We start from the raw sequence: 23,391 nt of genomic DNA on the forward strand, positions 1-23,391 counted from the left end.
GCAACGCATCAGTTGACCGATCGGTTGACAGGCCGCCCGGCGCCTGCGGTTGTGGGCTGGCGCGGATCGTGGTCCGTCCTCGCGACTAGAATCGATCGACGTCGCCGGGGTGTCGCACCCCTTCCCACCCCAGGGCCCCTGTCCTTCCATGTACCAGCACATCAAGGTGCCCACCCAGGGCGAGAAGATCACGGTCAATGCCGACATGTCCTTGAACGTGCCGGACCAGCCGATCGTCCCGTTCATCGAGGGTGACGGGACCGGCATGGACATCACGCCCGTGATGCTGAAGGTGGTGGACGCGGCCGTCGCCAAGGCGTACGGCGGCAGGAAGAAGATCCACTGGATGGAGATCTTCGCTGGCGAGAAGGCGACGAAGGTCTACGGCCCCGACGTGTGGCTGCCGGAGGAGACCCTGGAGGTCGCACGCGAGTACGTCGTGTCGATCAAGGGCCCGCTGACCACGCCCGTCGGCGGCGGCATCCGCTCGCTGAACGTCGCGCTGCGCCAGGAGCTGGATCTGTACGTCTGCCTCCGACCCATCCAGTACTTCAGAGGCGTTCCCTCGCCGCTGAAGGAGCCGGAGAAGACCAACATGGTCATCTTCCGCGAGAACTCCGAGGACATCTACGCCGGCATTGAGTACGAGGCCAACTCCGACAAGGCCAAGAAGATCATCAAGTTCCTGACCGAGGACATGGGGGTCAAGAAGATCCGCTTCCCGCAGACGTCGGCCATCGGCATCAAGCCGGTGTCGGTGGAGGGCACCGAGCGCCTGGTGCGCAAGGCGCTGCAGTACGCGATCGACAACAACAAGCCCAGCGTCACCCTGGTCCACAAGGGCAACATCATGAAGTTCACGGAAGGCGGCTTCCGTGACTGGGGCTACGCGTTGGCCAAGAAGGAGTTCGGCGCGGTCGAGATCGACGACGGCCCGTGGTGCAAGTTCAAGAATCCGAAGACGGGCAAGGACATCGTCCTCAAGGACAGCATCGCCGACGCCTTCTTGCAGCAGATCCTGCTGCGTCCTGCCGAATACAGCGTGATCGCCACGTTGAACCTCAATGGCGACTACGTGTCCGACGCACTGGCCGCCCAGGTGGGCGGCATCGGCATCGCTCCGGGCGCCAACCTCAGCGACTCGGTCGCCATGTTCGAAGCGACCCACGGCACCGCCCCCAAGTACGCCGGCAAGGACTACGTGAACCCGGGCTCGGAAATCCTCTCTGCCGAGATGATGCTGCGCCACATGGGTTGGACGGCCGCTGCCGACCTGATCATCAGCTCGATGGAGAAGGCCATCCTGTCCAAGAAGGTGACCTACGACTTCGCCCGGCTCATGGATGGCGCCACCCAGGTCAGCTGCTCGGGCTTTGGCCAGGTGATGATCGACAACATGTGAGCAGCACTCGCCGCGAGGTGCGGTTCCCAGTAAAAAAGCCGCCCTCGGGGCGGCTTCTTGCTTTCCCGCCGGGGGAGGTTACTTGGTGGCCATGTCTGGCCGGTTCGCAGGGGCATGGAACTGCGGAGCGCGGACCTTGGAATGCCGAAGGGGCCGTTCAACACCGGCCGGTTCCGTGCGGATGGGCTGGATCTCGGCGTGGATGTTCTGCGCCAGCTGGCCCTGGGCCCTTGGGTAACGTCGAAGCTCACTCGTGAGCCCTGCTTCAGGGTCTTGAAGCCGTCCATCGAGATGGCGGAGAAGTGCGCGAAGACGTCCGAGCCGCCGCCGTCAGGCTCGATGAATCCGAATCCCTTGGCATCGTTGAACCATTTCACAGTACCGGTCGCCATTGTCGGCCCCCTTTGTTGTTCCCGAACTGAATCTGGAAGTGTCCGGGATTCGTTCGCCCTCTGTCAATAATTCCACATACTTAAGTTTTGATGCGCTGCAGAACAACCCCTTGCGGGCGAGCCGCTCGCAGGGCTCCAGAATGGAGCGCCGCGTACCTTGCCCGCAGCGGTTGGGCCACCTGCGATGGGACTCGGAAGCCGCAGCGCTTGAATGTCGCCTGGCGGTCACCATTTGCGAATGGCGGTGCAGTGCGAAAGCCTGCTCGATAGAATGAATTTCATGGCAAGCAAACCCCCCGTGCCCGCACCGGTAGCGCCCAAGGCGCGGCCGACGGAGGACGACGGCGGCTCGGTGGTGCTCGAACGGCGGACCCAGAAGACCAAGCCGCCCCAGATGTACCAGGTCGTCATGCTCAACGACGACTACACCCCGATGGAATTCGTCGTCGTGGTGATCCAGGAGTTCTTCAACAAGGACCGCGAGACCGCGACGCAGATCATGCTCAAGATCCACCTCGATGGAAAAGGCATCTGCGGCGTGTACTCGCGGGACGTCGCCGCAACGAAGGTCGAGCAGGTCCAGGAGGCCGCCCGCCAGGCGGACCACCCGCTGCAGTGCGTGAGTGAACCCATCGAGTGAATCGTGGGTCCAAACGGTTGAATCGAGAAGCAAGGCAGAAGGAATTTTCATGATTGCCCAGGAATTGGAAGTCAGCCTCCACATGGCGTTCGTGGAGGCGCGCCAGCAGCGCCACGAGTTCATCACCGTGGAGCACCTGCTGCTTGCCCTGCTGGACAATCCCAGCGCGGCGGAGGTGCTGCGCGCCTGTTCCGCCAACATCGACGACCTGCGCAAGTCGCTGGCCAACTTCATCAAGGACAACACGCCGCAGGTGGCGGGCACGGACGACGTGGACACCCAGCCGACGCTGGGCTTCCAGCGCGTGATCCAGCGCGCCATCATGCATGTGCAGTCCACCGGGAACGGCAAGAAGGAAGTCACCGGCGCCAACGTGCTGGTCGCGATCTTCGGCGAGAAGGACTCGCACGCGGTCTACTACCTGCACCAGCAGGGCGTCACCCGGCTGGACGTCGTGAACTTCATCGCGCACGGCATCAAGAAGAGTGACCCGCCGGAGCCCGCGAAGAGCGGCGAGGCGTCCTCCGGTGACGGCGAGGACGGCGGCGAGAAGAACGAGAAGGCGTCGCCGCTCGAGCAGTTCACGCAGAACCTGAACCAGGCGGCCAAGGACGGCAAGATCGATCCTCTGATCGGCCGCGAGTACGAGGTCGAGCGCGTCATCCAGATCCTGTGCCGCCGGCGCAAGAACAACCCGCTACTCGTTGGCGAGGCGGGCGTCGGCAAGACCGCGATCGCGGAGGGCTTGGCCTGGCGCATCGTGCAGAAGGACGTGCCGGAGATCCTGGCCGAGTCGAACGTGTACTCGCTCGACATGGGTGCGCTGCTCGCGGGCACCAAGTACCGCGGCGACTTCGAGCAGCGCCTCAAGGGCGTGCTCAAGTCGCTGAAGGACAAGCCCAACGCCATCCTCTTCATCGACGAGATCCATACGCTGATCGGCGCCGGAGCGGCGTCGGGTGGCACGCTGGACGCCTCGAACCTGCTGAAGCCGGCGCTCTCCAGCGGCCAGCTGAAATGCATTGGCGCGACCACGTTCACGGAGTACCGCGGCATCTTCGAGAAGGACGCCGCCCTGTCGCGGCGCTTCCAGAAGGTCGACGTGGTCGAGCCCAGCGTCGAGCAGACGGTGGAGATCCTGAAGGGCCTGAAATCGCGCTTCGAGGAGCACCACAGCGTCAAGTACGCGGCAGGCGCCCTGCAAGCGGCGGCGGAACTGTCGGCCAAGTACATCAACGACCGCCACCTGCCCGACAAGGCGATCGACGTGATCGACGAGGCCGGTGCTGCCCAGCGCATCCTGCCGCTGTCCAAGCGAAAGAAGACCATTTCCAAGACCGAGGTCGAGGAGATCGTGGCCAAGATCGCGCGAATCCCGCCGGCCAACGTCTCCAACGATGACCGCGGCAAGCTGCAGAACATCGAGCGCGACCTGAAGAGCGTCGTCTTCGGCCAGGACAAGGCCCTGGAGGTGCTCGCGGGTGCGGTGAAGATGGCGCGCTCGGGCCTTGGGCGCGCGGACAAGCCGATCGGCTCGTTCCTGTTCTCCGGCCCCACGGGCGTGGGCAAGACCGAGGCAGCCAAGCAGCTGGCCTACATCATGGGCGTCGAGCTGATTCGCTTCGACATGTCCGAGTACATGGAGCGTCATGCCGTGTCGCGCCTGATCGGCGCGCCCCCCGGCTATGTGGGCTTCGACCAGGGTGGCCTGCTCACCGAGGCCGTGACGAAGAAGCCGCACGCGGTGCTGCTGCTCGACGAGATCGAGAAGGCGCATCCGGACATCTTCAACGTGCTGCTGCAGGTGATGGACCACGGCACGCTGACGGACAACAACGGGCGCAAGGCCGACTTCCGCAACATCATCATCATCATGACGACGAATGCGGGCGCCGAGACCATGAACAAGGCGACCATTGGCTTCACCAACCCGCGCGAGTCGGGCGACGAGATGGCCGACATCAAGCGCCTGTTCACGCCGGAGTTCCGCAACCGCCTCGATGCGATGGTGAGCTTCAAGGCGCTGGACGAGCAGGTCATCCTGCGCGTCGTCGACAAGTTCCTGCTGGTCCTGGAGCAGCAGCTGGCCGAGAAGAAGGTGGAAGTCACCTTCACCGACAAGCTGCGCAAGCACCTGGCGAAGAAGGGCTTCGATCCGCTGATGGGGGCACGTCCGATGCAGCGCCTGATCCAGGACACGATCCGGCGCGCGCTGGCCGACGAACTGCTGTTCGGCCGGCTCACGGAAGGCGGCCGCCTGACCGTCGACCTGGACGACAAGGACGAAGTGGTCCTCGATATCCAGCCGCTGCCCAAGAAGGAAGGCCGGGCCAAGCCCGAGCCGGAGGAAATCTCGAGCGAGTGATCGCGCGGGCTCCACGCAAGAACGCCAGCCGGAAGGCTGGCGTTTTTCTTTGCGGCGCCGGTCAGCCCTTGTCGAGCAGGGCCAGCACCAGCTCCCAGCGCCTGGGTTCGACCGGCGTGATCGAGAGCCGGTTGCCCTTGCGCAGCACGACGAGGTCTTCCAGGCCCGGAGTCGCGCGAAGTTCCGGCAGCGAGATGGTGCGGGTCTTCCTCAGGACCTGCACGTCCACCAGCGTCCACCGCGGCGCGTCCTTTTTTGAGGCCTCGTCGTAGTAGGGCGACTTGCGATCGAACTGCGTGGGATCCGGGTAGGGCGCCGAGGCCACGCGCGCGATGCCGACGATGCCCGGTTCCGCGCAGCTGGAGTGGTAGAACAACACGCCGTCGCCTACCCGCATCTGGTCCCGCATGAAGTTGCGGGCCTGGTAGCCGCGGACGCCGGTCCACGGCACCGTCGAGTGCGGCGCTGCCAGTGCGTCGTCGACCGACACCTCATCGGGTTCCGATTTCATCAGCCAGTAGTTCATGGCGCACCCCATCCCTTCAGCCGCCGATTGTCCTCGCGAGTGAACGGACCGAAGGCACGATGAGCCCGGCTCCCGTCGCCAGCAGCAGCGCACAGACGAGCACCAGCACGGCACGCCGCGGCCACGGCGGAGGATGCCGGCGCATCCACCACGTGATGGCCGCCGCGAGCGGGGTGGCGACCGCACACAGTCCCATCGCTCTTGCGCTGAACTGGCCGCTTGCGACCACGAGCGAGAGTCGCAGCGCCGAACTCACGGCCAGTGCCGCCACGAGGGTGTCCCGCAACGACTCCAGCTCCAGCGGTTGGCGGTAGTACTGGTACACCAGGGGCGGCCCGGACGCGGAGAACAAGCCGCCTAGCACGCCCGACAGGGCGCCGAACAGGCCGAAGGTCCAGCCAGGTGAGCGGCGGGCAAGCGGTTCGGCGCGGAACAGGACCACGAGCGCACACGCCACTACCGTCACCCCCAGCAGCAGCCGCAACACCATGACGATGTTCGACTGCAGCCAGGCAAGCAAGAACACCCCTAGCGCAACCCCGATCACGCTGCCGCTGCCTGTCATGCGCAGCATGGGCCAGTCGATGGATCGGCGGGACGACCGCAGTGCCACGGCCGCACTCACCAGCGACAACACGGTGGCCACGTTGGCGACCTCTGCCAGCGGGGCCACATCCAGCAGACCGCACAGGCCCAGCAGGATCAGCGCCATGGCGAAGCCCGTGATGCTCTGTGCGCCGGTGGCCACCGCGACGCACAGGAGAAAGGCGCAAAGCTGCCAGGCAGTCATCTCGGTCCCTGCCGCTCGTCGATGCCCGCACAGCGTCGCGAGCGGCCACGGCGGCTCCCTCTCGGTGACTAGAGGCGCGCCAGCCTGTCGAGGGCGGTGCGCAGGGTCTCGTCCCGCTTGGCGAAGCAGAAACGCACCACGCGTTGGTCGAAGCCGTCCCCGTAGAAGGCGGACAGGGGGATGGCCGCGACGCCGATCTCGCGCGTGAGCCACTGGCAGAAATCAGCCTCTGCCAGGTCGCTGACCGCCGAGATGTCCACGCACTGGAAGTAGCTGCCTTCGCTGGGCAGCAGGCGCAGCCGCGTGCCCGCGAGCCCGGCACGGAACAGGTCGCGCTTGCGCTGGTAGAAGGCCGGCAACTGGAGGTATGGCTGCGGGTCGGCCATGTAGGCGGCCAGTCCATGCTGCACGGGCGTGTTGACCGTGAACACGTTGAACTGATGGACCTTCCGGAATTCCGCCGTCAGCGGGGCGGGTGCAGCCACGTAGCCCACCTTCCAGCCGGTCACGTGGTACGTCTTGCCGAAGCTCGAGACGATGAAGCTGCGCGCGGCCAGGGCCGGAAAGCGCGCGGCGCTCTGGTGCGCCTGGCCGTCGAACACCATGTGCTCGTAGACCTCGTCGCTGATCACGAGCGTATCGGTCGGGGCGAGAAGCTCCTGCAGGCGCAGCATCTCCTCGCGGGTCCAGACCGTGGCGCTGGGGTTGTGCGGCGAGTTGATGATGATTGCCCGCGTACGCGGTGACAGCGCCGCGGCGATGCGGTCGAAGTCGGGACGGAACGTGCCGGGCACCAGCGGCACGCGCACGACGACGCCCCCTGCGAGCTCGATGTTGGGGACGTAGCTGTCGTAGCAAGGCTCCAGCACGATCACCTCGTCGCCGGGCCGCACCACGGCCAGGATGGCGGTGATGATGGCCTGCGTGGCGCCCGCGGTGATGGTGACTTCCGTGGCCGGGTCATACCGATGCCCGTACAGCGCGGCGATCTTGCCGGCCACGGCCTCGCGCAGCCCGGGCACGCCCGTCATGGGTGGGTACTGGTTCAGGCCGCGCGTCATCGCGTCGGTGACGGCGTTCACCAGCTTCGGGTCGCATTCGAAGTCCGGGAACCCCTGGCCCAGGTTGACGGCGCCGGTCTCGGTGGCCAGGGCCGACATGACGGTGAAGATGGTCGTGCCCACCGAGGGCAGCTTGGTGGTGACCGGCGGTGTTCTCGCTGCGATGGACTCAGAGCTCATAGTCGTTCGGGTGCCCGCTCATGGCGCGGGCGATCAGGTTGCGGTCGAGGCGGTCCGACAGCAGCTCGGCGAACCGGAAGACGAAGTTCCGCAGGTAGGCGCCGCGCTTGAAGGCGACCCGTGCGATGTTCTGGCCGAGCAGGGCGCCGAGCGGTCGCGCGGCAAGGTCGGCATTCTGGCCCTCGTCGCGAACGGCCATTTCCGCCACGATGCCCACGCCGAGGCCAAGCCGCACGTAGGTCTTGATCACGTCGGAATCGATTGCCTCGAGCGCGATGCGCGGCTGCAGCTTGCGCTGCGCGAAGGCGGAATCGATGCGCGTGCGGCCAGTGAAGGACGGGTGGTACGTGATGATGGGCTCGGCCGCCAGGTCCTCCAGCGTGATCCGTTCCTTGGCCGCGAGCGGATGGCCTTGCGGCATCACCAGCACGTGCTGCCATTCGTAGCAGGGCAGCGTGACCAGCTCCTGGTACTCCGAGAGGGACTCGGTCGCGATGCCGATCTCGGCAATCTCGTCGATCAGCATGCGCGCCACCTGGTCCGGCGACCCTTGGTGGAGGCTGATGTTGACCTTGGGGTAGACCTCACGCAGCCGCGCGACAGCTGGCGGCAGCACATAGCGCGCCTGCGTGTGCGTCGTGGCGATCGAGAGCGTGCCGCTGTCCTGCGCGCTGAACTGCTCGCCGATCCGCTTCAGGTTTCCCACCTCGCGCATGATCAGTTCGATGCTGCGCAGCACATGCTGCCCGGGCTCCGTGATGCGCTTCAGGCGCTTCCCGTGGCGCGCGAAGATCTCGACCCCAAGTTCCTCCTCGAGTTCGATGATCGCCTTGGACACGCCCGGCTGGGACGTGTGCAGCGCCTTGGCGGCTTCCGTCAGATTGAGGTTCCGGCGGGCGGCTTCCTGGACAAACCGGAACTGGTGCAGGTTCATGCCTAAAATCGTCTAAAGAACCGCATCAATTATGCCAAGGGAAACTAAAGCTGTCGAAGCGCCAAGGCGGCGAGCAGATCCAGCACCTCTGTTCGTTCGCCGACCGCGGCACTGACCTCCAAGTGCACCTGGGGATGTGCAGCCCGGGCCTGTGCCAGCAGCAGGGGCAGGTCTTCACGCGCGTGCTTCCCGACACCGAGGAACATCGGCACGACCAGCACGCGCGTTGCTCCGTCCGAAGCCAGGTCGTTGACGGCGGCGCCGAGATCAGGGGTCTCGAGCTCGAGGAACGCGCAGGTGACCCGCACGTCCGGCTGTCGCTGCCGGATGCGTGCCGCCACCTGGTCCATCGGTGCGCGCCATGAAGGGTCGCGCGAGCCATGGCCGAAGAGGATGACAGCCCGGGTCATCGTCGCAGCACGAGCCAGCTGAACGCCGCCAGCGAGAGCAGGGAGTAGACCAGGCCCGGCGCCGCCGCCGTGAGCCATGGCCACCAGTCGCGCAGGTTGCCGACGTAGCCGAAGACGTTGTTCAGGAGGAAGAAGCTGATGCCGATCAGCACGCCACCGAACACGTAGCTTGTGATTCCGCCCGAGCGGAAGTGGAGGTACGCGAAAGGCAGTGCCAGCACGACCATCACCAGGCAGCTGAGGGGATAGAACACCTTGCGCCAGAACTCGATCTCGTAGCGCTGCGAGGTCTGCCCGTTCTGCTCGAGGTGGCTGATGTACTGGAACAGGTCGAGCGTGGCCATGCGATCCGGCTTGAGCAGCGCCACCGACACCATCTCCTGCGAGATCTCGGTGGGCCAGCGCAGGTCGGGTTCGATGGTGCGAGCCACCCTCGCGCTGTCGCCGCGGAACACGGTGCGCTCGGCCTGGTGCAGCACCCACCCACCGCGAGCGAAGTTGGCCTTGGGCGCCTGCAGCATGGTGACCAGGAAGCCGCGCTCGTCCGCCTCGAAGATGCGCACCGCTTGCATGGAACCGTCAGGGAGGAGGGCGCCGACGTTGACGTTGTAGGTGGAGTTCGCCTGCCTTTCCTTCAGCCACGCGCCGGTCTGCCCGATGCTGATTCGGCCCTCATAACGTGCGCGCAGCAACTGCGCGGCGCGATCGGCCGCAGGGGCGACGTAGTCCCCCACGGCGAAGGTCAGGGCGGTGAAGGCCAGTCCCAGGAGGAGCAACGTGCGCAACGCGCGACCGGGCCCGAGTCCGCTGGTGCGAAGGATGGTGTATTCGGAGCTCTGGGCGAGCCGCGCCATCACGAAGATGGTCCCGATCAGCACCGCGATGGGCAGCAGTTCGTAGAGGTGACTCGGCACCAGCAGCGAGACATAGAGCAGGGCTTGCGTGAGGCGGTATGGCGTCACGCCCTTGCCGACGTTGGGGAGTTCGTCGACGAAATCGAAGAAGAAGAACAGGGCCAGGAATCCCGCCGCGACGAACACCACCGCCGCGAGCACCTCGCGATAGACCAGTCGGCGGATGGTCTTCATGCCGCCTGCCCCTTGGGCTTGCGTTGCCACGACCAGTTGTTGTGCTGCTTGGCCAGCCAAAGCGAGGCGATGGCGAATGCCCCACCGTGCAGGCCTAGCATGAAGGGGGCGAAGGCCGAGCGGCCGCCACTGATCCAGCTCTGTCCGAGGTTGAGGAGGTTGTAGTAGACGACGAACGCGAACAGCGCGAACACCAGGTTGCCGCTGCGGCCCGCGCGCGGATTGACGCTGGACACGGTGATGGCGATCACGATGAAGTTGATGGCGGCGAACGCCATGCCCAGGCGCCAGGCCAGCTCGCCCAGGTTGGCCCGCGTGGGCTCGAGGACGAGCCGCGCGCTGGAGAGCGTCTTGGCCGGCGCATTGTCCTGCGGCCCGACATCGGCACTGCCCACCCGGTTGCCCAGTTCGCCGAACTCGCTGACGCGCAGCTCGCGGCCGTCCACGTTGCTCTCCACGCGCTGGCCGTTGGACAGCAGCAGGAACTGGCTCTCGCCCTGCGTGATGACCCGTCCGGTGCGGGCCGAAGTGATCGTCTGCCGTCCGCGCTCCACGGTGGAGATGAAGATGTTCTTGCCGGACTTGTTGTCCGGCGTGTCCTTGTCCAGGAAGAACACGCGCGTGCCACTGGCCGATTCCTGGAACTGCCCGGGCGCCACGCGTTCGAGGTCGCCACGGCTGCCGTAGCGATCCCGCAGGTCCTGCGTCTGCTGGTTGGCCCACGGCCAGACGATCAGGGCGAGCACCGCCACGGCGGCGAGGATTGGCCATGCGAACCCGAACATGGGCCGCAGCAGCGCCGACAGGCCGCGGCCGGCCGAGAACCAGATCACCATCTCACTGTCGGTGTACATGCGCGAGAGCGTTCCGACGATGGCGATGAACAGCGACATCGTGAGGATCGGGGGCAGGTAGCCGAGCACCGTGTACCCCATGACCATCATGACTTCCTGCGGGTTCACGCTGCCGCGATTGGCCTGGCTCAGGGTGCGGATCAGCGTCATGGTCATCACGATGGTGACCAGCACGACGAGGGTCGCGCCGAAGCTGCGCGCCAGTTCTTTGCGTAAGGACGAATGGAATAACATCGGCGCCGCCGCGACACGCGAGAAACAAGGATTATGGACTTCGAACTCAAGACCTTCGACCTGGCCGACGCATGCCGTCAGAAATGCGATGCCCTCGTGGCCGTGGTGACCGACGACGGCATGGCCGGCGACGATCCGGTCTCGCGCCTCGTGCAGGACGCGCGCAAGTCGGGGGATTTCGAGTCCAAGCCGGGCAAGCTGCTCCAGGCCTGGCGGGTCGAGGGCGTCGCGGCCAGGCGGGTCGTCATCGCAGGCGCCGGCGACGGTAGCGGCAAGCGGGTGCAGGCCGCCGTGCAGGCCGCCGTGGGCGGGCTGCGCCACAAGGCCATCAAGCGACTCGTCGTCGCGCTGCCAGGTAGTGCCGGCGATGACGCCGTGCGTGCCGCCGTGGTCGCGACCGCCGATTCCAGCTATGCGTACGTGGCCACGAAGAGCAAGGCCGACGGCCGTGCGATCGAGCGCGTGACCCTCTCCGTGCCGGCGTCGGTGACGGCGCATCGCCAAGCCTTCGATGCCGCGCGCGGTACCGCCGCCGGCATCGAGTTCGCACGCGAGCTGGGCAACCTGCCGCCCAACGTCGCCACGCCCACCCGCCTCGGCGACGAGGCCCGCAAGCTCGCCAAGGCGCATGGTTTCCGTTGCGAAGTGCTCGGCCCGAAGGAAGTCGAACGGCTGGGAATGGGTTCGTTCATGGCCGTGGCCCGTGGCTCCGAGGAGCCGCTTCGCTTCATCGTCCTGCAGTACCGCGGGGCCGCGGAGTCGCAGGCACCCGTCGTGCTGGTGGGCAAGGGCATCACGTTCGACAGCGGCGGCATCTCCATCAAGCCTGCGCCGGAGATGGACGAGATGAAGTTCGACATGAGCGGCGCGGCCAGCGTGCTGGGCACCTTCCGTGCGCTCGGCGAACTGAAGCCGAAGCTCAACGTCGTCGGGCTGATCCCTGCCTGCGAGAACCTGCCGGACGGCCGCTCGATGAAACCCGGCGACGTGCTCACCAGCATGAGCGGACAGACGATCGAGGTGCTCAACACCGACGCCGAGGGCCGCCTGATCCTGTGCGATGCGCTCACGTATGCCGAGCGCTTCAAGCCGCGCGCCGTGGTCGACATCGCCACGCTCACCGGCGCCTGCGTCATTGCCCTGGGCGGCGTGCGCAGCGGCCTGTTCGCATCCGACGACAACCTGGCGCGCGCACTGCAGGAGGCGGGCGACGCCGCGCTGGACCTGTGCTGGCGCATGCCGCTGGACGACGAATACGGTGACGGCCTGAAGACCAACTTCGCCGACGTGGCCAACGTGGCCGGCCGCCCGGCTGGCTCCGTCACCGCAGCGAAGTTCCTGCAGCGGTTCGCCGGCAAGTACCCGTGGGCGCACCTGGACATTGCCGGGACGGCCTGGAAGGGCGGGGCAGCCAAGGGCTCCACCGGCCGGCCGGTCGGTCTGCTGGTGCAGTACCTGCTTTCGCAGCAGGACGGGAAAGCCACGGCGACCACGAAGGCCACGGCGCCTGCGAAGGCAGGACGTCGCAAGGCCGCTGCGCGCTGAGCGCGATGACCGAGATCACGTTCCACGTCAACACGCCGGACAAGGTGGGCTACGCCTGCCGTCTCCTGCGCAAGGCGTGGGGCGCCGGCTCGAAGGTCGCGGTCACCGCCGAACCGGAACTGCTGCGGGAGCTGGACGCCACCCTCTGGACCTTCAGCGCTGCCGATTTCATTCCGCACTGCTACGAAGTGGCCGACGACCTGCGCGCACGCACGCCCATCGTGCTGGTGGACAGTGCCCGGGCCGCGCCGCACGTGGAGGTGCTGCTCAACCTGGGCACCTCGGTGCCGGATGGATTCGAGCGCTTCGAGCGACTGATCGAGGTCGTCTGTGCCGACCCCTCCGACCTGCAGCAGGGCCGCGTGCGCTGGAAGCACTATGCAAGCCGCGGCTACGCGATGACGCGCCACGATCGGGCAGAGGCGCGGTGATGGCTGCCGCGCGCCGGTAGCGTGTCGCGCACGGCTGCCTCGTCGTGCGCTTTCCCCTATGGTCCAGGCCCGGAAATTGCGATATGTTCGCGCCGGTTGAGTCATCCGCATCTCGACCCATTCCCACTCCGGAGGTTCTATGCAAATCAAGTTGAAGTTGACCGTCGCCGCTGCCATCGCCGCTGCCTGCGGCCTGGCGAGCGCGCAGGACGTGCAGGTGGTCAGGATCGGCAGCGTGGCACCGATGTCCGGCCAGCAGGCCTCGTACGGCAAGGACAACGACAACGGCGTTCGCATGGCGATCGACGACCTCAACGCCCAGAACGTCACCATCGGCGGCAAGAAGGTGCGCTTCGAGATCCAGACCGAGGACGATGCCGCCGACCCGAAACAGGGCACGGCTGCGGCACAGAAACTGTGCGATGCCAAGGTGAACGGCGTGGTGGGCCACCTCAATTCGGGAACCACCATCCCCGCTTCGAAGGTCTACAACGAGTGCGGCATCCCGCACATCACGGGCGCGGCCACCAACCCCGCGCTCACCAAGCCCGGCTACAAGACCACCTACCGCATCATCGCCAATGACAATGCGCTGGGCGCGGGCCTGGCGTTCTATGCCGCCGACGGCCTGAAGTTGAAGAAGGTGGCGATCATCGACGACCGCACGGCCTATGGCCAAGGCGTCGCCGAGGTGTTCAAGAAGACTGCCCAGTCCAAGGGCATGCAGGTCGTCGAGGAGCAGTTCACCAACGACAAGGCCACCGACTTCATGGCCATCCTCACTGCCGTGAAGTCCAAGAACCCGGACGCCATCTTCTACGGCGGCATGCACCCGCAGGCGGCCCCGATGCTGCGCCAGATGGAGCAGCTGGGCATGACCAACGTCAAGTACTTCGGCGGCGACGGCATCTGCACGCAGGAGATCATCCAACTGGTGCAGGGCGCCAAGACCCTGAACAACGTGGTGTGCGCCGAAGGCGGCGCCTCGCTGGCCAAGATGCCCGGCGGCGAAGCCTGGAAGAAGCGCTACGACGCCAAGTACCCGGGCCAGTTCCAGATCTACAGCCCGTACACCTACGACGCCACGATGGTGCTGGTCGACGCGATGAAGCGTGCCGGCTCGGCCGATCCCAAGGTCTACACGCCCAAGCTGGCCGAGACCAACTACAAGGGCGTGACGGCCAACATCCGCTTCGAGCCCAATGGTGAGCTGAAGAACCCCGCGATGACGCTCTACGTGTACCGCGACGGCAAGAAGGTGCCGCTGAACTGAGCGACGGCCTCGTGACAAAGGGCCGCCCGCGGGCGGCCCTTTTCGTTGCAACTCGCAGCGCGGCGTACTCGTGGACACCTCGCGAACCGTGCTTTCCTGCCTGTAGTACGCACGGCAGTCTTGCTGTCGGCGACTTCCTACAACCCACGCCGGCATTGGGTTTGCGGGCTATTCAAGGACGGCCGAGGTTGCCTCATCCGTCCGAACTCACTACGCTGCGCCACCGCCCGTCCATGCGACGGGTGTTACGTATTGGGGACGAACAATGGAAGTACTGGCGAAACTCCCGATCAGCGAGCAGCGGGACGCGGAGCTCAAGCAGTTGCTGAAGGCCCTGGGCGCGTTCCGTCGCGGCGAGAGCGGCGTCACGTTGCCCACCGACTGGGACGGCATCCACGGCAAGCTCGCGGCCGAGTTCAACGAACTCAGCGCCCAGGCTGCGCGCACCAATCACAGGCTCAAGGCCCTGGAGAGTGCCACTCGCATGGGCAGCAAGGCGCAGCGGCGCCTCGTGGACGACAAGCTCACCGGCTTCTGGCAGGACAACGTCGCCGCCGTGAACCTCCTGGTCGATGAGCTCGACCTCGGAGCGGAGAACACGCGTGCCCTGTTGAAGGGCCTGACCGACCTCAAGAAGGGCAATGCCAAGGCCCAGCTGCCGCCGGACTGGCCGGGCGTGCACGGCAAGGTGGCGGATGCCTTCAACGATGTGGTCGCCGAAAACCTGCGCATGGCGCAGGAGCTCTCGCGCCTGTCACGCGTGGTCGGCAAGGAAGGCAAGCTGAAGGAGCGCGCGCACCTGCCCAATGCCAGCGGCTTCTGGCGCGAGTCGGCCGAATCGATCAACTCGCTGATCGGCGACCTGGTGCACCCGACCTCGGAAGTGGCGCGGGTGATCGGCGCCGTCGCGCAAGGCGACCTCTCCAAGTCGATGGCGCTGGAAGCCGACGGGCGCCCGCTGGAAGGCGAGTTCCTGCGTACCGCGATGATCATCAACAAGATGGTGCAGCAGCTCGGCACCTTCGCCGCCGAAGTGACGCGCGTGGCGCGCGAGGTGGGCACCGAAGGCAAGCTGGGTGGCCAGGCCGACGTGCAGGGCGTGGCCGGCACGTGGAAGGACTTGACCGACTCCGTGAACTTCATGGCGTCGAACCTCACGGCCCAGGTGCGGAACATCGCCGACGTGACCAAGGCCGTGGCGGCGGGCGACCTGTCCAAGAAGATCACGGTGGACGTGAAGGGTGAGATCCAGGAACTGAAGAACACCATCAACACGATGGTGGACCAGCTGTCCTCGTTCGCCTCCGAGGTGACGCGTGTGGCGCGCGAGGTGGGCACCGAAGGCAAGCTGGGCGGACAGGCCGACGTGCAGGGCGTGGCCGGCACGTGGAAGGACCTCACCGAGTCGGTGAACTCCATGGGCTCGAACCTCACTGCGCAGGTGCGCAACATCGCCGAAGTGACGACCGCGGTGGCCGCGGGCGACCTGTCCAAGAAGATCACGGTGGACGTGAAGGGCGAGATCCTGGAGCTGAAGAACACCATCAACACGATGGTGGACCAGCTGCGGTCGTTCGCATCCGAGGTGACGCGCGTGGCGCGCGAAGTGGGTACCGAAGGCAAGCTCGGTGGCCAGGCTGACGTGCAAGGCGTGGCTGGCACCTGGAAGGACCTGACGGACTCGGTGAACTCGATGGCCGGCAACCTCACGGCCCAGGTGCGAAACATCGCGGACGTGACCACCGCCGTGGCCGCGGGCGACCTGTCCAAGAAGATCACGGTGGACGTGAAGGGCGAGATCCTGGAGCTGAAGAACACCATCAACACGATGGTGGACCAGCTGCGATCGTTCGCCTCCGAAGTGACGCGTGTTGCGCGCGAGGTGGGCACCGAGGGCAAGCTGGGTGGCCAGGCCGACGTGCAAGGCGTGGCCGGCACGTGGAAGGACCTCACGGACAACGTGAACTTCATGGCCGGTAACCTCACGGCCCAGGTGCGAAACATCGCGGACGTGACGAAGGCCGTGGCCGCGGGCGACCTGTCCAAGAAGATCACGGTGGACGTGAAGGGCGAGATCCTGGAGCTGAAGAACACCATCAACACGATGGTGGACCAGCTGTCCTCGTTCGCCTCCGAAGTGACGCGTGTGGCGCGTGAAGTGGGCACCGAGGGAAAGCTGGGTGGCCAGGCCGACGTGCAGGGCGTGGCCGGCACGTGGAAGGACTTGACCGACTCCGTGAACTTCATGGCGTCGAACCTCACGGCCCAGGTGCGCAACATCGCGGACGTGACCACGGCCGTGGCCGCGGGCGACCTCTCCAAGAAGATCACGGTGGACGTGAAGGGCGAGATCCTGGAGCTGAAGAACACCATCAACACGATGGTGGACCAGCTGCGGTCCTTCGCTTCGGAGGTGACGCGTGTGGCGCGGGAAGTGGGCACCGAAGGAAAGCTCGGTGGCCAGGCCGACGTGCAGGGCGTGGCCGGCACGTGGAAGGACCTGACGGACTCGGTGAACTCCATGGCCGGCAACCTCACGGCCCAGGTGCGCAACATCGCCGACGTGACGAAGGCGGTGGCCACCGGCGACCTGTCGAAGAAGATCACCGTGGACGTGAAGGGTGAGATTCTCGAATTGAAGAACACCATCAACGTGATGGTGGACCAGCTGTCGTCGTTCGCCTCCGAAGTGACGCGCGTGGCGCGCGAGGTGGGCACGGAGGGCAAGCTGGGTGGCCAGGCCGATGTGAAGGGCGTGGCCGGCACCTGGAAGGACCTCACGGACAACGTGAACTTCATGGCCGGCAACCTCACGGCCCAGGTGCGAAACATCGCGGACGTGACGAAGGCCGTGGCCGCGGGCGACCTGTCCAAGAAGATCACGGTGGACGTGAAGGGCGAGATCCTGGAGCTGAAGAACACCGTGAACACCATGGTGGACCAGCTGCGATCGTTCGCCGCCGAAGTGACGCGCGTCGCGCGCGAGGTGGGCACCGAAGGCAAGCTGGGCGGACAGGCCGATGTGCAGGGCGTGGCCGGCACGTGGAAGGATCTGACCGAGTCGGTGAACTCGATGGCCTCCAACCTCACCGTGCAGCTGCGCGACGTGTCCAAGGTGGCCACCGCGATCGCGACCGGTGACCTGACGCAGAAGATCACGGTCGACGCCCGCGGCGAGATCCTGCAGATCAAGGACGTGATCAACACCATGGTGGACCAGCTCTCGTCGTTCGCGGCGGAGGTGACCCGGGTGGCGCGCGAGGTGGGCACCGAGGGCAAGCTGGGCGGCCAGGCCGACGTGAAGGGCGTGGCCGGTACGTGGAAGGACCTGACCGAGTCGGTGAACTCGATGGCGTCCAACCTCACGGTGCAGCTGCGCGACGTGTCCAAGGTGGCGACGGCCATCGCCATGGGCGACCTGACGCAGAAGATCACCGTGGACGTGCGCGGCGAGATCCTGCAGATCAAGGACGTGATCAACACCATGGTGGACCAGCTGCGCTCGTTCGCCGCGGAAGTGACGCGCGTTGCCCGCGAAGTGGGTACCGAAGGAAAGCTGGGTGGCCAGGCCGACGTGCAGGGCGTTGCGGGTACGTGGAAGGACCTCACCGACAACGTGAACTTCATGGCCGGCAACCTCACGGCCCAGGTGCGCAACATCGCCGACGTGACCAAGGCGGTGGCGGCCGGCGACCTCGGCAAGAAGATCACGGTGGACGTGAAGGGCGAGATCCTGGAGCTGAAGAACACCATCAACACGATGGTGGACCAGCTCTCGTCGTTCGCCTCGGAAGTGACGCGCGTGGCACGCGAGGTGGGCACCGAAGGCCGCCTGGGCGGCCAGGCGCAGGTGAAGGGCGTGTCGGGCACGTGGAAGGACCTGACCGACAACGTGAACTTCATGGCCGGCAACCTCACGTCGCAGGTGCGAGGCATCGCCAAGGTGGTGACCGCGGTGGCCAACGGCGACCTGCAGCAGAAGCTGACGGTGGAGGCCAAGGGCGAGATCGCCGCGCTGGCCGAGACGATCAACTCGATGACCGACACGCTGGCCACCTTCGCCGACCAGGTGACCACGGTGGCGCGCGAGGTGGGCGTCGAAGGCAAGCTGGGTGGCCAGGCCAAGGTGCCGGGCGCGTCGGGCACCTGGAAGGGCCTGACGGAGAACGTGAACCAGCTGGCGGCCAACCTCACCACGCAGGTGCGAGCAATTGCCGAGGTGGCGACTGCGGTGACGCAGGGTGACCTGACGCGATCGATCACGGTGGAGGCGCTCGGCGAGGTGGCCGCCCTGAAGGACACGATCAACGAGATGATCCGGAACCTGAAGGACACCACGCAGCTGAACACCGAGCAGGACTGGCTGAAGACCAACCTGGCCAAGTTCTCGCGCATGCTGCAGGGCCAGAAGGACCTGGTCGCCGTGGGCCACCTGATCCTGTCCGAGCTCGCCCCCGTGGTCGGCGCCCAGCAGGCCGAGTTCTACGTGCTGCGATACACGCAGGACGTGCCCAAGCTGCGCCTGATGGCCAGCTACGCGTCGGACGGCCACGGTTCGTACGGCAAGGAGGTCGGCCTGGGCGAGGGACTGGTCGGCCAGTGCGCCTTCGACAAGAAGAAGCTCCTGCTGACCTCGAGCATTCCCGAGTCGCTGCGCATCTCGTCCGGTCTCACGCACTTCACGCCGCTGAACGTGCTGGTGCTGCCCATCATTTTCGAAGGGCAGGTGCGTGGCGTCGTCGAACTGGCCTCGCTCGAGCGGTTCAACCCGACCCACCAGCAGTTCCTCGACCAGCTGACCGAGTCCATCGGCATCGTGATCAACACGATCGAGGCCAACATGCGCACCGAGGACCTGCTGACGCAGTCGCAGTCGCTCGCGCAGGAGCTCCAGAGCCGGCAGCAGGAACTGCAGCAGACCAACGAGGAGCTGCAGGAGAAGGCCCGCTTGCTGGTGCACCAGAACCACGAGGTGGAGCGCAAGAACCAGGAAGTGGAGCAGGCCCGCCAGGCCTTGGAGGAAAAGGCCAAGCAGCTGGCCCTGACCTCCAAGTACAAGTCCGAGTTCCTGGCCAACATGTCGCACGAGCTGCGCACGCCGCTCAACTCGCTGCTGATCCTGTCCGACCAGTTGTCGAAGAACCCCGAAGGCAACCTCAGCACCAAGCAGGTGGAGTTCGCCAAGACGATCCACTCGTCCGGCAACGACCTGCTGATGCTGATCAACGACATCCTGGACCTCTCCAAGATCGAGTCCGGCACGGTGGCCGTCGATGTCAGCGAGCTGCGGCTGTCGGACCTGCAGCTGTACGTGGAGCGCACGTTCCGCCACGTGGCCGAGGCCAAGAACGTGGAGTTCGTCATCCACACCGGCGTGCAGTTGCCGTCGACGATGGTGACCGACCTGAAGCGCCTGCAGCAGATCCTGAAGAACCTGCTGTCCAACGCGTTCAAGTTCACCCACCAGGGCAGCGTGACTCTGACGGTCGAGGAGGTCGTCACCGGCTGGAGCACCGACCACGAGGAGCTGAACCGCGCACAGCAGGTGATCGCCTTCGCCGTGTCGGACACCGGCATCGGCATCTCCGGCGACAAGCAGCAGATCATCTTCGAGGCGTTCCAGCAGGCGGACGGCTCCACCAGCCGCAAGTACGGCGGTACGGGCCTGGGCCTGGCGATCAGCCGCGAGCTGTCGAAGCTGCTGGGCGGCGAGATCCGCCTGGCCAGCGCGCCGGGGCAGGGCAGCACGTTCACGCTGTACCTGCCGGTGCACTACCCCTCGACCCGCACCACGCGGCGCACCACGTCCTACTCGTCGGAGCCGACGCTGCCGCCGATGGCTCGCCGGCTGCCCGCACCGGCACCCGCACCGGTCGGCGTGCCGCAGCCGCAGCCGCAGATGCCGGGGCCGGAGGATGCTTCGGATCCCTCGCTGCTGGTGCGCAACGAGGCCGACGACGACCGCAACAACATTGGCGAGGGCGACCTGGTCCTGCTGATCGTGGAGAACGATCTCGCGTTCGCCCGCCTCCTGCTGGATGCGGCGCGCGCCAAGGGCTTCAAGGGGCTGGTGACCGCGATGGGCGCCGGCGCGCTCACGTTCGCCAACCAGTACCAGATCGCGGCCATCACGCTCGACATGTACCTGCCCGACATGGACGGCTGGCGCGTGCTCGACCGGCTCAAGCAGGACTTCATCGCGCGCCACATCCCGGTGTGCGTGATCTCGACCGACGACTCGAAGGAGCGCGCGTTCGGCGGCGGCGCGATGGCGTTCCTGGAGAAGCCCATCCAGTCCAAGGACCTGCTGGACGCGATGCTGGACAAGCTGCGCGCCTATGCATTGCGCAAGCAGCGCAACGTGCTGGTCGCGATGAAGGACACGGCCGGTCGCAACGAACTGGTCGCGCTGCTCGAGGACGAGGACACCAACACCGTGGTGGTCAAGAGCGCCGACAAGTTCGTCGAGGCGCTCGACCAGACGCGGTTCGACTGCGTGGTGCTCGACGATGCCTTCGGCAAGCTGGACACCATGCAGGTGCGGCAGGCCCTGGGCGCGCACGCGTCGGTGGGCCCATTGCCGCTGCTGCTGTATCGGAGCATGGCCGCGCCAGAGGTGGCGCGGTTCGCATGGCATTCGGACGACCTGGTCACCGTGCGTGAGGCGCACTCGGTGCCCCGGCTCTACGACATGGCGTTGCTGGCCCTGCACCAGAGCATCAACCGGCTGCCCGAGCCGCGTCGGGCGCTGCTGGAAGACGCAGTCTCCGCCGCCAAGCCCCTGGCCGGCAAGCGCGTACTCATCGTCGACGACGACATGCGCAACATCTTCGCCCTGGCCACGGTTCTGGAAGAGCACGCCATGGACATCGTCTGGGCGGACAATGGGCGGGAAGCCATCAGCCGCGTCGCGAACGATCCCCAGATCGAGGTCGTGCTGATGGACATCATGATGCCGGAGATGGACGGCATGGCCACCATGAAGGAGATCCGCAAGCTTCCGCAGGGCAAGAACCTGCCGATGATCGCGGTGACCGCGAAGGCGATGAAGGGCGACCGCGAGAAATGCATCGAGGCGGGCGCATGGGATTACCTCTCCAAGCCGGTGAACACGCACGACCTGCTGACGGTGCTGCGTGCCTGGCTCCACCAGTGACAGTGACGGCACGACTGAACCCCGAAGCGCAGGCCGCCCTCCAGGAGCGCGCCAACATCCTCGTGGTCGACGACCTGCAGGAAAAGCACGTCGTCTTCCGCACCATCCTCGAGGAGCTGGGCGAGAACATCGTCAGCGCGAGGTCCGGCAAGGAGGCACTGCGCTACATCCTGGAGATGGAGTTCGCGGTGATCCTGCTGGACGTCAACATGCCCGACATCGACGGGCTGGAGACGGCCAGCCTGATCCGGCACTACAAGAAATCGGCCCAGACGCCGATCGTGTTCATCACGGCCTACGTGGACGAACTGCAGGCCAAGCGCGGCTACGCGCTGGGCGCGGTCGACTACATCCCGTCGCCCGTGGTGCCGGAGGTGCTGCGTTCCAAGGTGCGCGTGTTCGTCGAACTGCACCGGATGAACCGCCAGCTGCAGCTGCGGGCCGCCGAGCGCGAGGCGCTGGCGCGGTCCGAGACGGCGCGCGTCGCGGCCGAGGAGGCGATCCAGCGAGCGGACTACCTGTCCGACGTCAGCCAGCGGCTGTCGCGGTCGCTGAACCTGGAGCACACCAGCCGTGCGCTGCTCGATGCGGCGGCGCCCATGCTGGGCGAACGTGCCATCCTCGTGCTGGCCGACGCGGACGGCCACGTCACGCGGTCGATGGCGAGCACGGGCAAGGGGCTGGACGATCTGCCCGCCGGTGCCCAGGAGGCGGTCGGCCGCACCCTGCGAGAGCGCCAGTTCCAGCTGTGGCACGACGACGAGACGGACCTGGCGCTGGCCATCTGCCCGCTCACGGCGGGCGAGCGGGTGCGTGGTGCGCTGCTGCTGGAGGGACCGGCCCGCCAATTCGACGGCGCCCGCCTGGCCCTGGCCCGGGAAGTGGCCAGCCGCGCATCCATTGCGATGGAGAACGCGCGCCTTTACAGCGCTGTGCAGGAGGCGGACCGCCGCAAGAACGAGTTCCTGGCGATGCTGGCGCATGAATTGCGCAACCCGCTGGCACCGATCCGCAATGCAGTGCACATCATGCAGGGGTCCGACGTCGCGGCACCCACGATGCACTGGGCGCGCGACGTGATCAGCCGACAGGCCGACCACATGGCGCGGCTCATCGACGACCTGCTGGATGTGTCCCGCATCGTGCAGGGCAAGGTGGTGGTCAAGCCCGAACGCCTGCATCTCGCCTCGCTGATCGAGCGCTCCGCCGAATCGACGCTGCCCAAGATGGAATCGCGCGGCCAGCAGTTGCGCATCCAGCTGCCCGACGAGCCGGTGGTGATCGACGGCGATCCGGTGCGGCTGGCCCAGGTGCTGTCCAACCTCATCAACAACGCCGCGAAGTTTTCGCCGCAGCATGCGGTGATCGAGCTGGCCGCGACCTACGAAGGCGGCATGGTGGCGATCACCGTGCGCGACGAAGGCGCAGGCATCGACCCGGCGTTCCTGCCGCACATCTTCGACCTGTTCGCGCAGGCCGACCAGTCGCTGGACCGCTCGCAGGGTGGCCTGGGCATCGGCCTCACGCTGGTCAAGCACCTCGTCGAGCTGCATGGCGGGTCGGTCGAGGCACGTAGCGAGGGACTGGGGCGCGGTGCCGAGGTCACCGTGCGGCTCCCGGCGCTGCTCGACGAGCAGAAGGTGACGGTGCAACCGGAAGAGGGCGCAGAGGCCGGCAACGCCGGGCGTGGTGCCAACGGACCATCGCGCATCCTCGTCGTCGACGACCTGGTGGCTTCGGCCGAAACGCTGATGACCCTGCTGGAGATGGAAGGGTTCGAGGTCCGCATCGCCAACGAGGGCATGGCGGCCCTGAAGATCGCGCAGGAGTTCCGGCCCGACGTGGTGCTGCTGGACATCGGCCTGCCGGGCATGAACGGCTTCGAGGTCGCCCACAAGCTGCGCGAGTTGCCGGCCGGCCATGACGCGCTGCTGATCGCGCTGACCGGCTACGGCGAGGCTGAAAGCCGGTCGCGGTCGGCCGAGGCGGGCTTCGATTTCCACATGGTCAAGCCCGCCGACGTGAACCTGCTGCTGCAGATGATCGCGGATCCGCAGCAATCGCGGAGTGCCAAGGTCGCCTGAGCCGCTGCGCTTGCTACAATCGCGCG

The 23,391-nt window shown here is 66.3% G+C and carries 16 protein-coding genes; 8 read left to right on the forward strand and 8 right to left on the reverse strand.

What is annotated here, in order from left to right; all coding sequences use genetic code 11:
* The first annotated feature begins 148 nt into the window (after positions 1 to 148).
* Positions 149 to 1,402 carry an NADP-dependent isocitrate dehydrogenase gene (icd, locus tag ACPWT1_RS15805; RefSeq protein WP_427912101.1) on the forward strand — a complete coding sequence of 418 codons (1,254 nt, stop codon included), beginning with the start codon at positions 149 to 151 and terminating at the stop codon, positions 1,400 to 1,402.
* On the opposite strand, the gene ACPWT1_RS15810 is transcribed toward icd, so the two are convergent.
* Positions 1,321 to 1,794: a cold-shock protein gene (locus ACPWT1_RS15810; RefSeq protein ID WP_427912102.1), complete on the reverse strand. Its 474-nt coding sequence runs from the start codon at positions 1,792 to 1,794 to the stop codon at positions 1,321 to 1,323. The two genes, icd and ACPWT1_RS15810, sit on opposite strands and share 82 nt — an antisense overlap.
* A 271-nt stretch (positions 1,795 to 2,065) precedes the next feature.
* Here ACPWT1_RS15810 and clpS point away from each other — a divergent pair, with 271 nt between their 5' ends.
* Complete coding sequence (clpS, locus tag ACPWT1_RS15815; RefSeq protein WP_427915573.1) at positions 2,066 to 2,434, forward strand: ATP-dependent Clp protease adapter ClpS; 369 nt, start codon at positions 2,066 to 2,068, stop codon at positions 2,432 to 2,434.
* A 49-nt stretch (positions 2,435 to 2,483) separates the two neighbouring features.
* Positions 2,484 to 4,799: an ATP-dependent Clp protease ATP-binding subunit ClpA gene (gene clpA / locus ACPWT1_RS15820; RefSeq protein ID WP_427912103.1), complete on the forward strand. Its 2,316-nt coding sequence runs from the start codon at positions 2,484 to 2,486 to the stop codon at positions 4,797 to 4,799.
* Positions 4,800 to 4,860: 61 nt separating this feature from the next.
* Here the strand turns inward: clpA and ACPWT1_RS15825 are convergent, their stop codons facing one another.
* From ACPWT1_RS15825 to lptF, 7 genes are all read right to left on the reverse strand, one after another.
* The gene (locus tag ACPWT1_RS15825; protein ID WP_427912104.1) at positions 4,861 to 5,325 is read right to left on the reverse strand and encodes an EVE domain-containing protein; all 465 of its coding nucleotides are present in this window, start codon (positions 5,323 to 5,325) and stop codon (positions 4,861 to 4,863) included.
* A gap of 16 nt (positions 5,326 to 5,341) precedes the next feature.
* On the reverse strand, positions 5,342 to 6,115 hold the full coding sequence (locus ACPWT1_RS15830; protein WP_427912105.1) for a TSUP family transporter: 774 nt from the start codon (positions 6,113 to 6,115) through the stop codon (positions 5,342 to 5,344).
* 68 nt (positions 6,116 to 6,183) lie between these two features.
* A complete protein-coding gene (locus ACPWT1_RS15835) occupies positions 6,184 to 7,356 on the reverse strand; it encodes a pyridoxal phosphate-dependent aminotransferase (protein ID WP_427912106.1) in 1,173 nt (390 codons plus the stop codon).
* Positions 7,346 to 8,290, reverse strand: coding sequence for a CysB family HTH-type transcriptional regulator (locus ACPWT1_RS15840; RefSeq protein ID WP_427912107.1), 945 nt, complete (start codon positions 8,288 to 8,290; stop codon positions 7,346 to 7,348). Before ACPWT1_RS15840 ends, ACPWT1_RS15835 begins: the two co-directional genes overlap by 11 nt.
* Positions 8,291 to 8,334: 44 nt before the next feature.
* A complete protein-coding gene (locus tag ACPWT1_RS15845) occupies positions 8,335 to 8,700 on the reverse strand; it encodes a sirohydrochlorin chelatase (RefSeq protein ID WP_427912108.1) in 366 nt (121 codons plus the stop codon).
* The gene (gene lptG, locus ACPWT1_RS15850; RefSeq protein WP_427912109.1) at positions 8,697 to 9,788 is read right to left on the reverse strand and encodes an LPS export ABC transporter permease LptG; all 1,092 of its coding nucleotides are present in this window, start codon (positions 9,786 to 9,788) and stop codon (positions 8,697 to 8,699) included. The genes ACPWT1_RS15845 and lptG overlap by 4 nt, the downstream gene beginning before the upstream one ends.
* Entirely contained in the window at positions 9,785 to 10,876 is a 1,092-nt protein-coding gene (gene lptF, locus ACPWT1_RS15855; RefSeq protein WP_427912110.1) for an LPS export ABC transporter permease LptF, read from the reverse strand. Before lptF ends, lptG begins: the two co-directional genes overlap by 4 nt.
* 33 nt (positions 10,877 to 10,909) lie before the next feature.
* Between lptF and ACPWT1_RS15860 the strand changes: the two genes are divergently transcribed.
* From ACPWT1_RS15860 to ACPWT1_RS15880, 5 genes are all read left to right on the forward strand, one after another.
* Entirely contained in the window at positions 10,910 to 12,421 is a 1,512-nt protein-coding gene (locus ACPWT1_RS15860; RefSeq protein ID WP_427912111.1) for a leucyl aminopeptidase, read from the forward strand.
* A 5-nt stretch (positions 12,422 to 12,426) separates the two neighbouring features.
* The gene (locus ACPWT1_RS15865) at positions 12,427 to 12,852 is read left to right on the forward strand and encodes a DNA polymerase III subunit chi (RefSeq protein WP_427912112.1); all 426 of its coding nucleotides are present in this window, start codon (positions 12,427 to 12,429) and stop codon (positions 12,850 to 12,852) included.
* A 139-nt stretch (positions 12,853 to 12,991) separates the two neighbouring features.
* Positions 12,992 to 14,125 carry a branched-chain amino acid ABC transporter substrate-binding protein gene (locus tag ACPWT1_RS15870; protein ID WP_427912113.1) on the forward strand — a complete coding sequence of 378 codons (1,134 nt, stop codon included), beginning with the start codon at positions 12,992 to 12,994 and terminating at the stop codon, positions 14,123 to 14,125.
* Between the two features lie 265 nt (positions 14,126 to 14,390).
* The gene (locus ACPWT1_RS15875; protein WP_427912114.1) at positions 14,391 to 21,281 is read left to right on the forward strand and encodes a HAMP domain-containing protein; all 6,891 of its coding nucleotides are present in this window, start codon (positions 14,391 to 14,393) and stop codon (positions 21,279 to 21,281) included.
* 2 nt (positions 21,282 to 21,283) lie between these two features.
* Entirely contained in the window at positions 21,284 to 23,365 is a 2,082-nt protein-coding gene (locus ACPWT1_RS15880) for a response regulator (RefSeq protein ID WP_427912115.1), read from the forward strand.
* The last annotated feature ends 26 nt before the right edge of the window (positions 23,366 to 23,391 follow it).

This window comes from Ramlibacter sp. MMS24-I3-19 (assembly GCF_050320135.1).
GTDB lineage: Bacteria > Pseudomonadota > Gammaproteobacteria > Burkholderiales > Burkholderiaceae_C > Ramlibacter.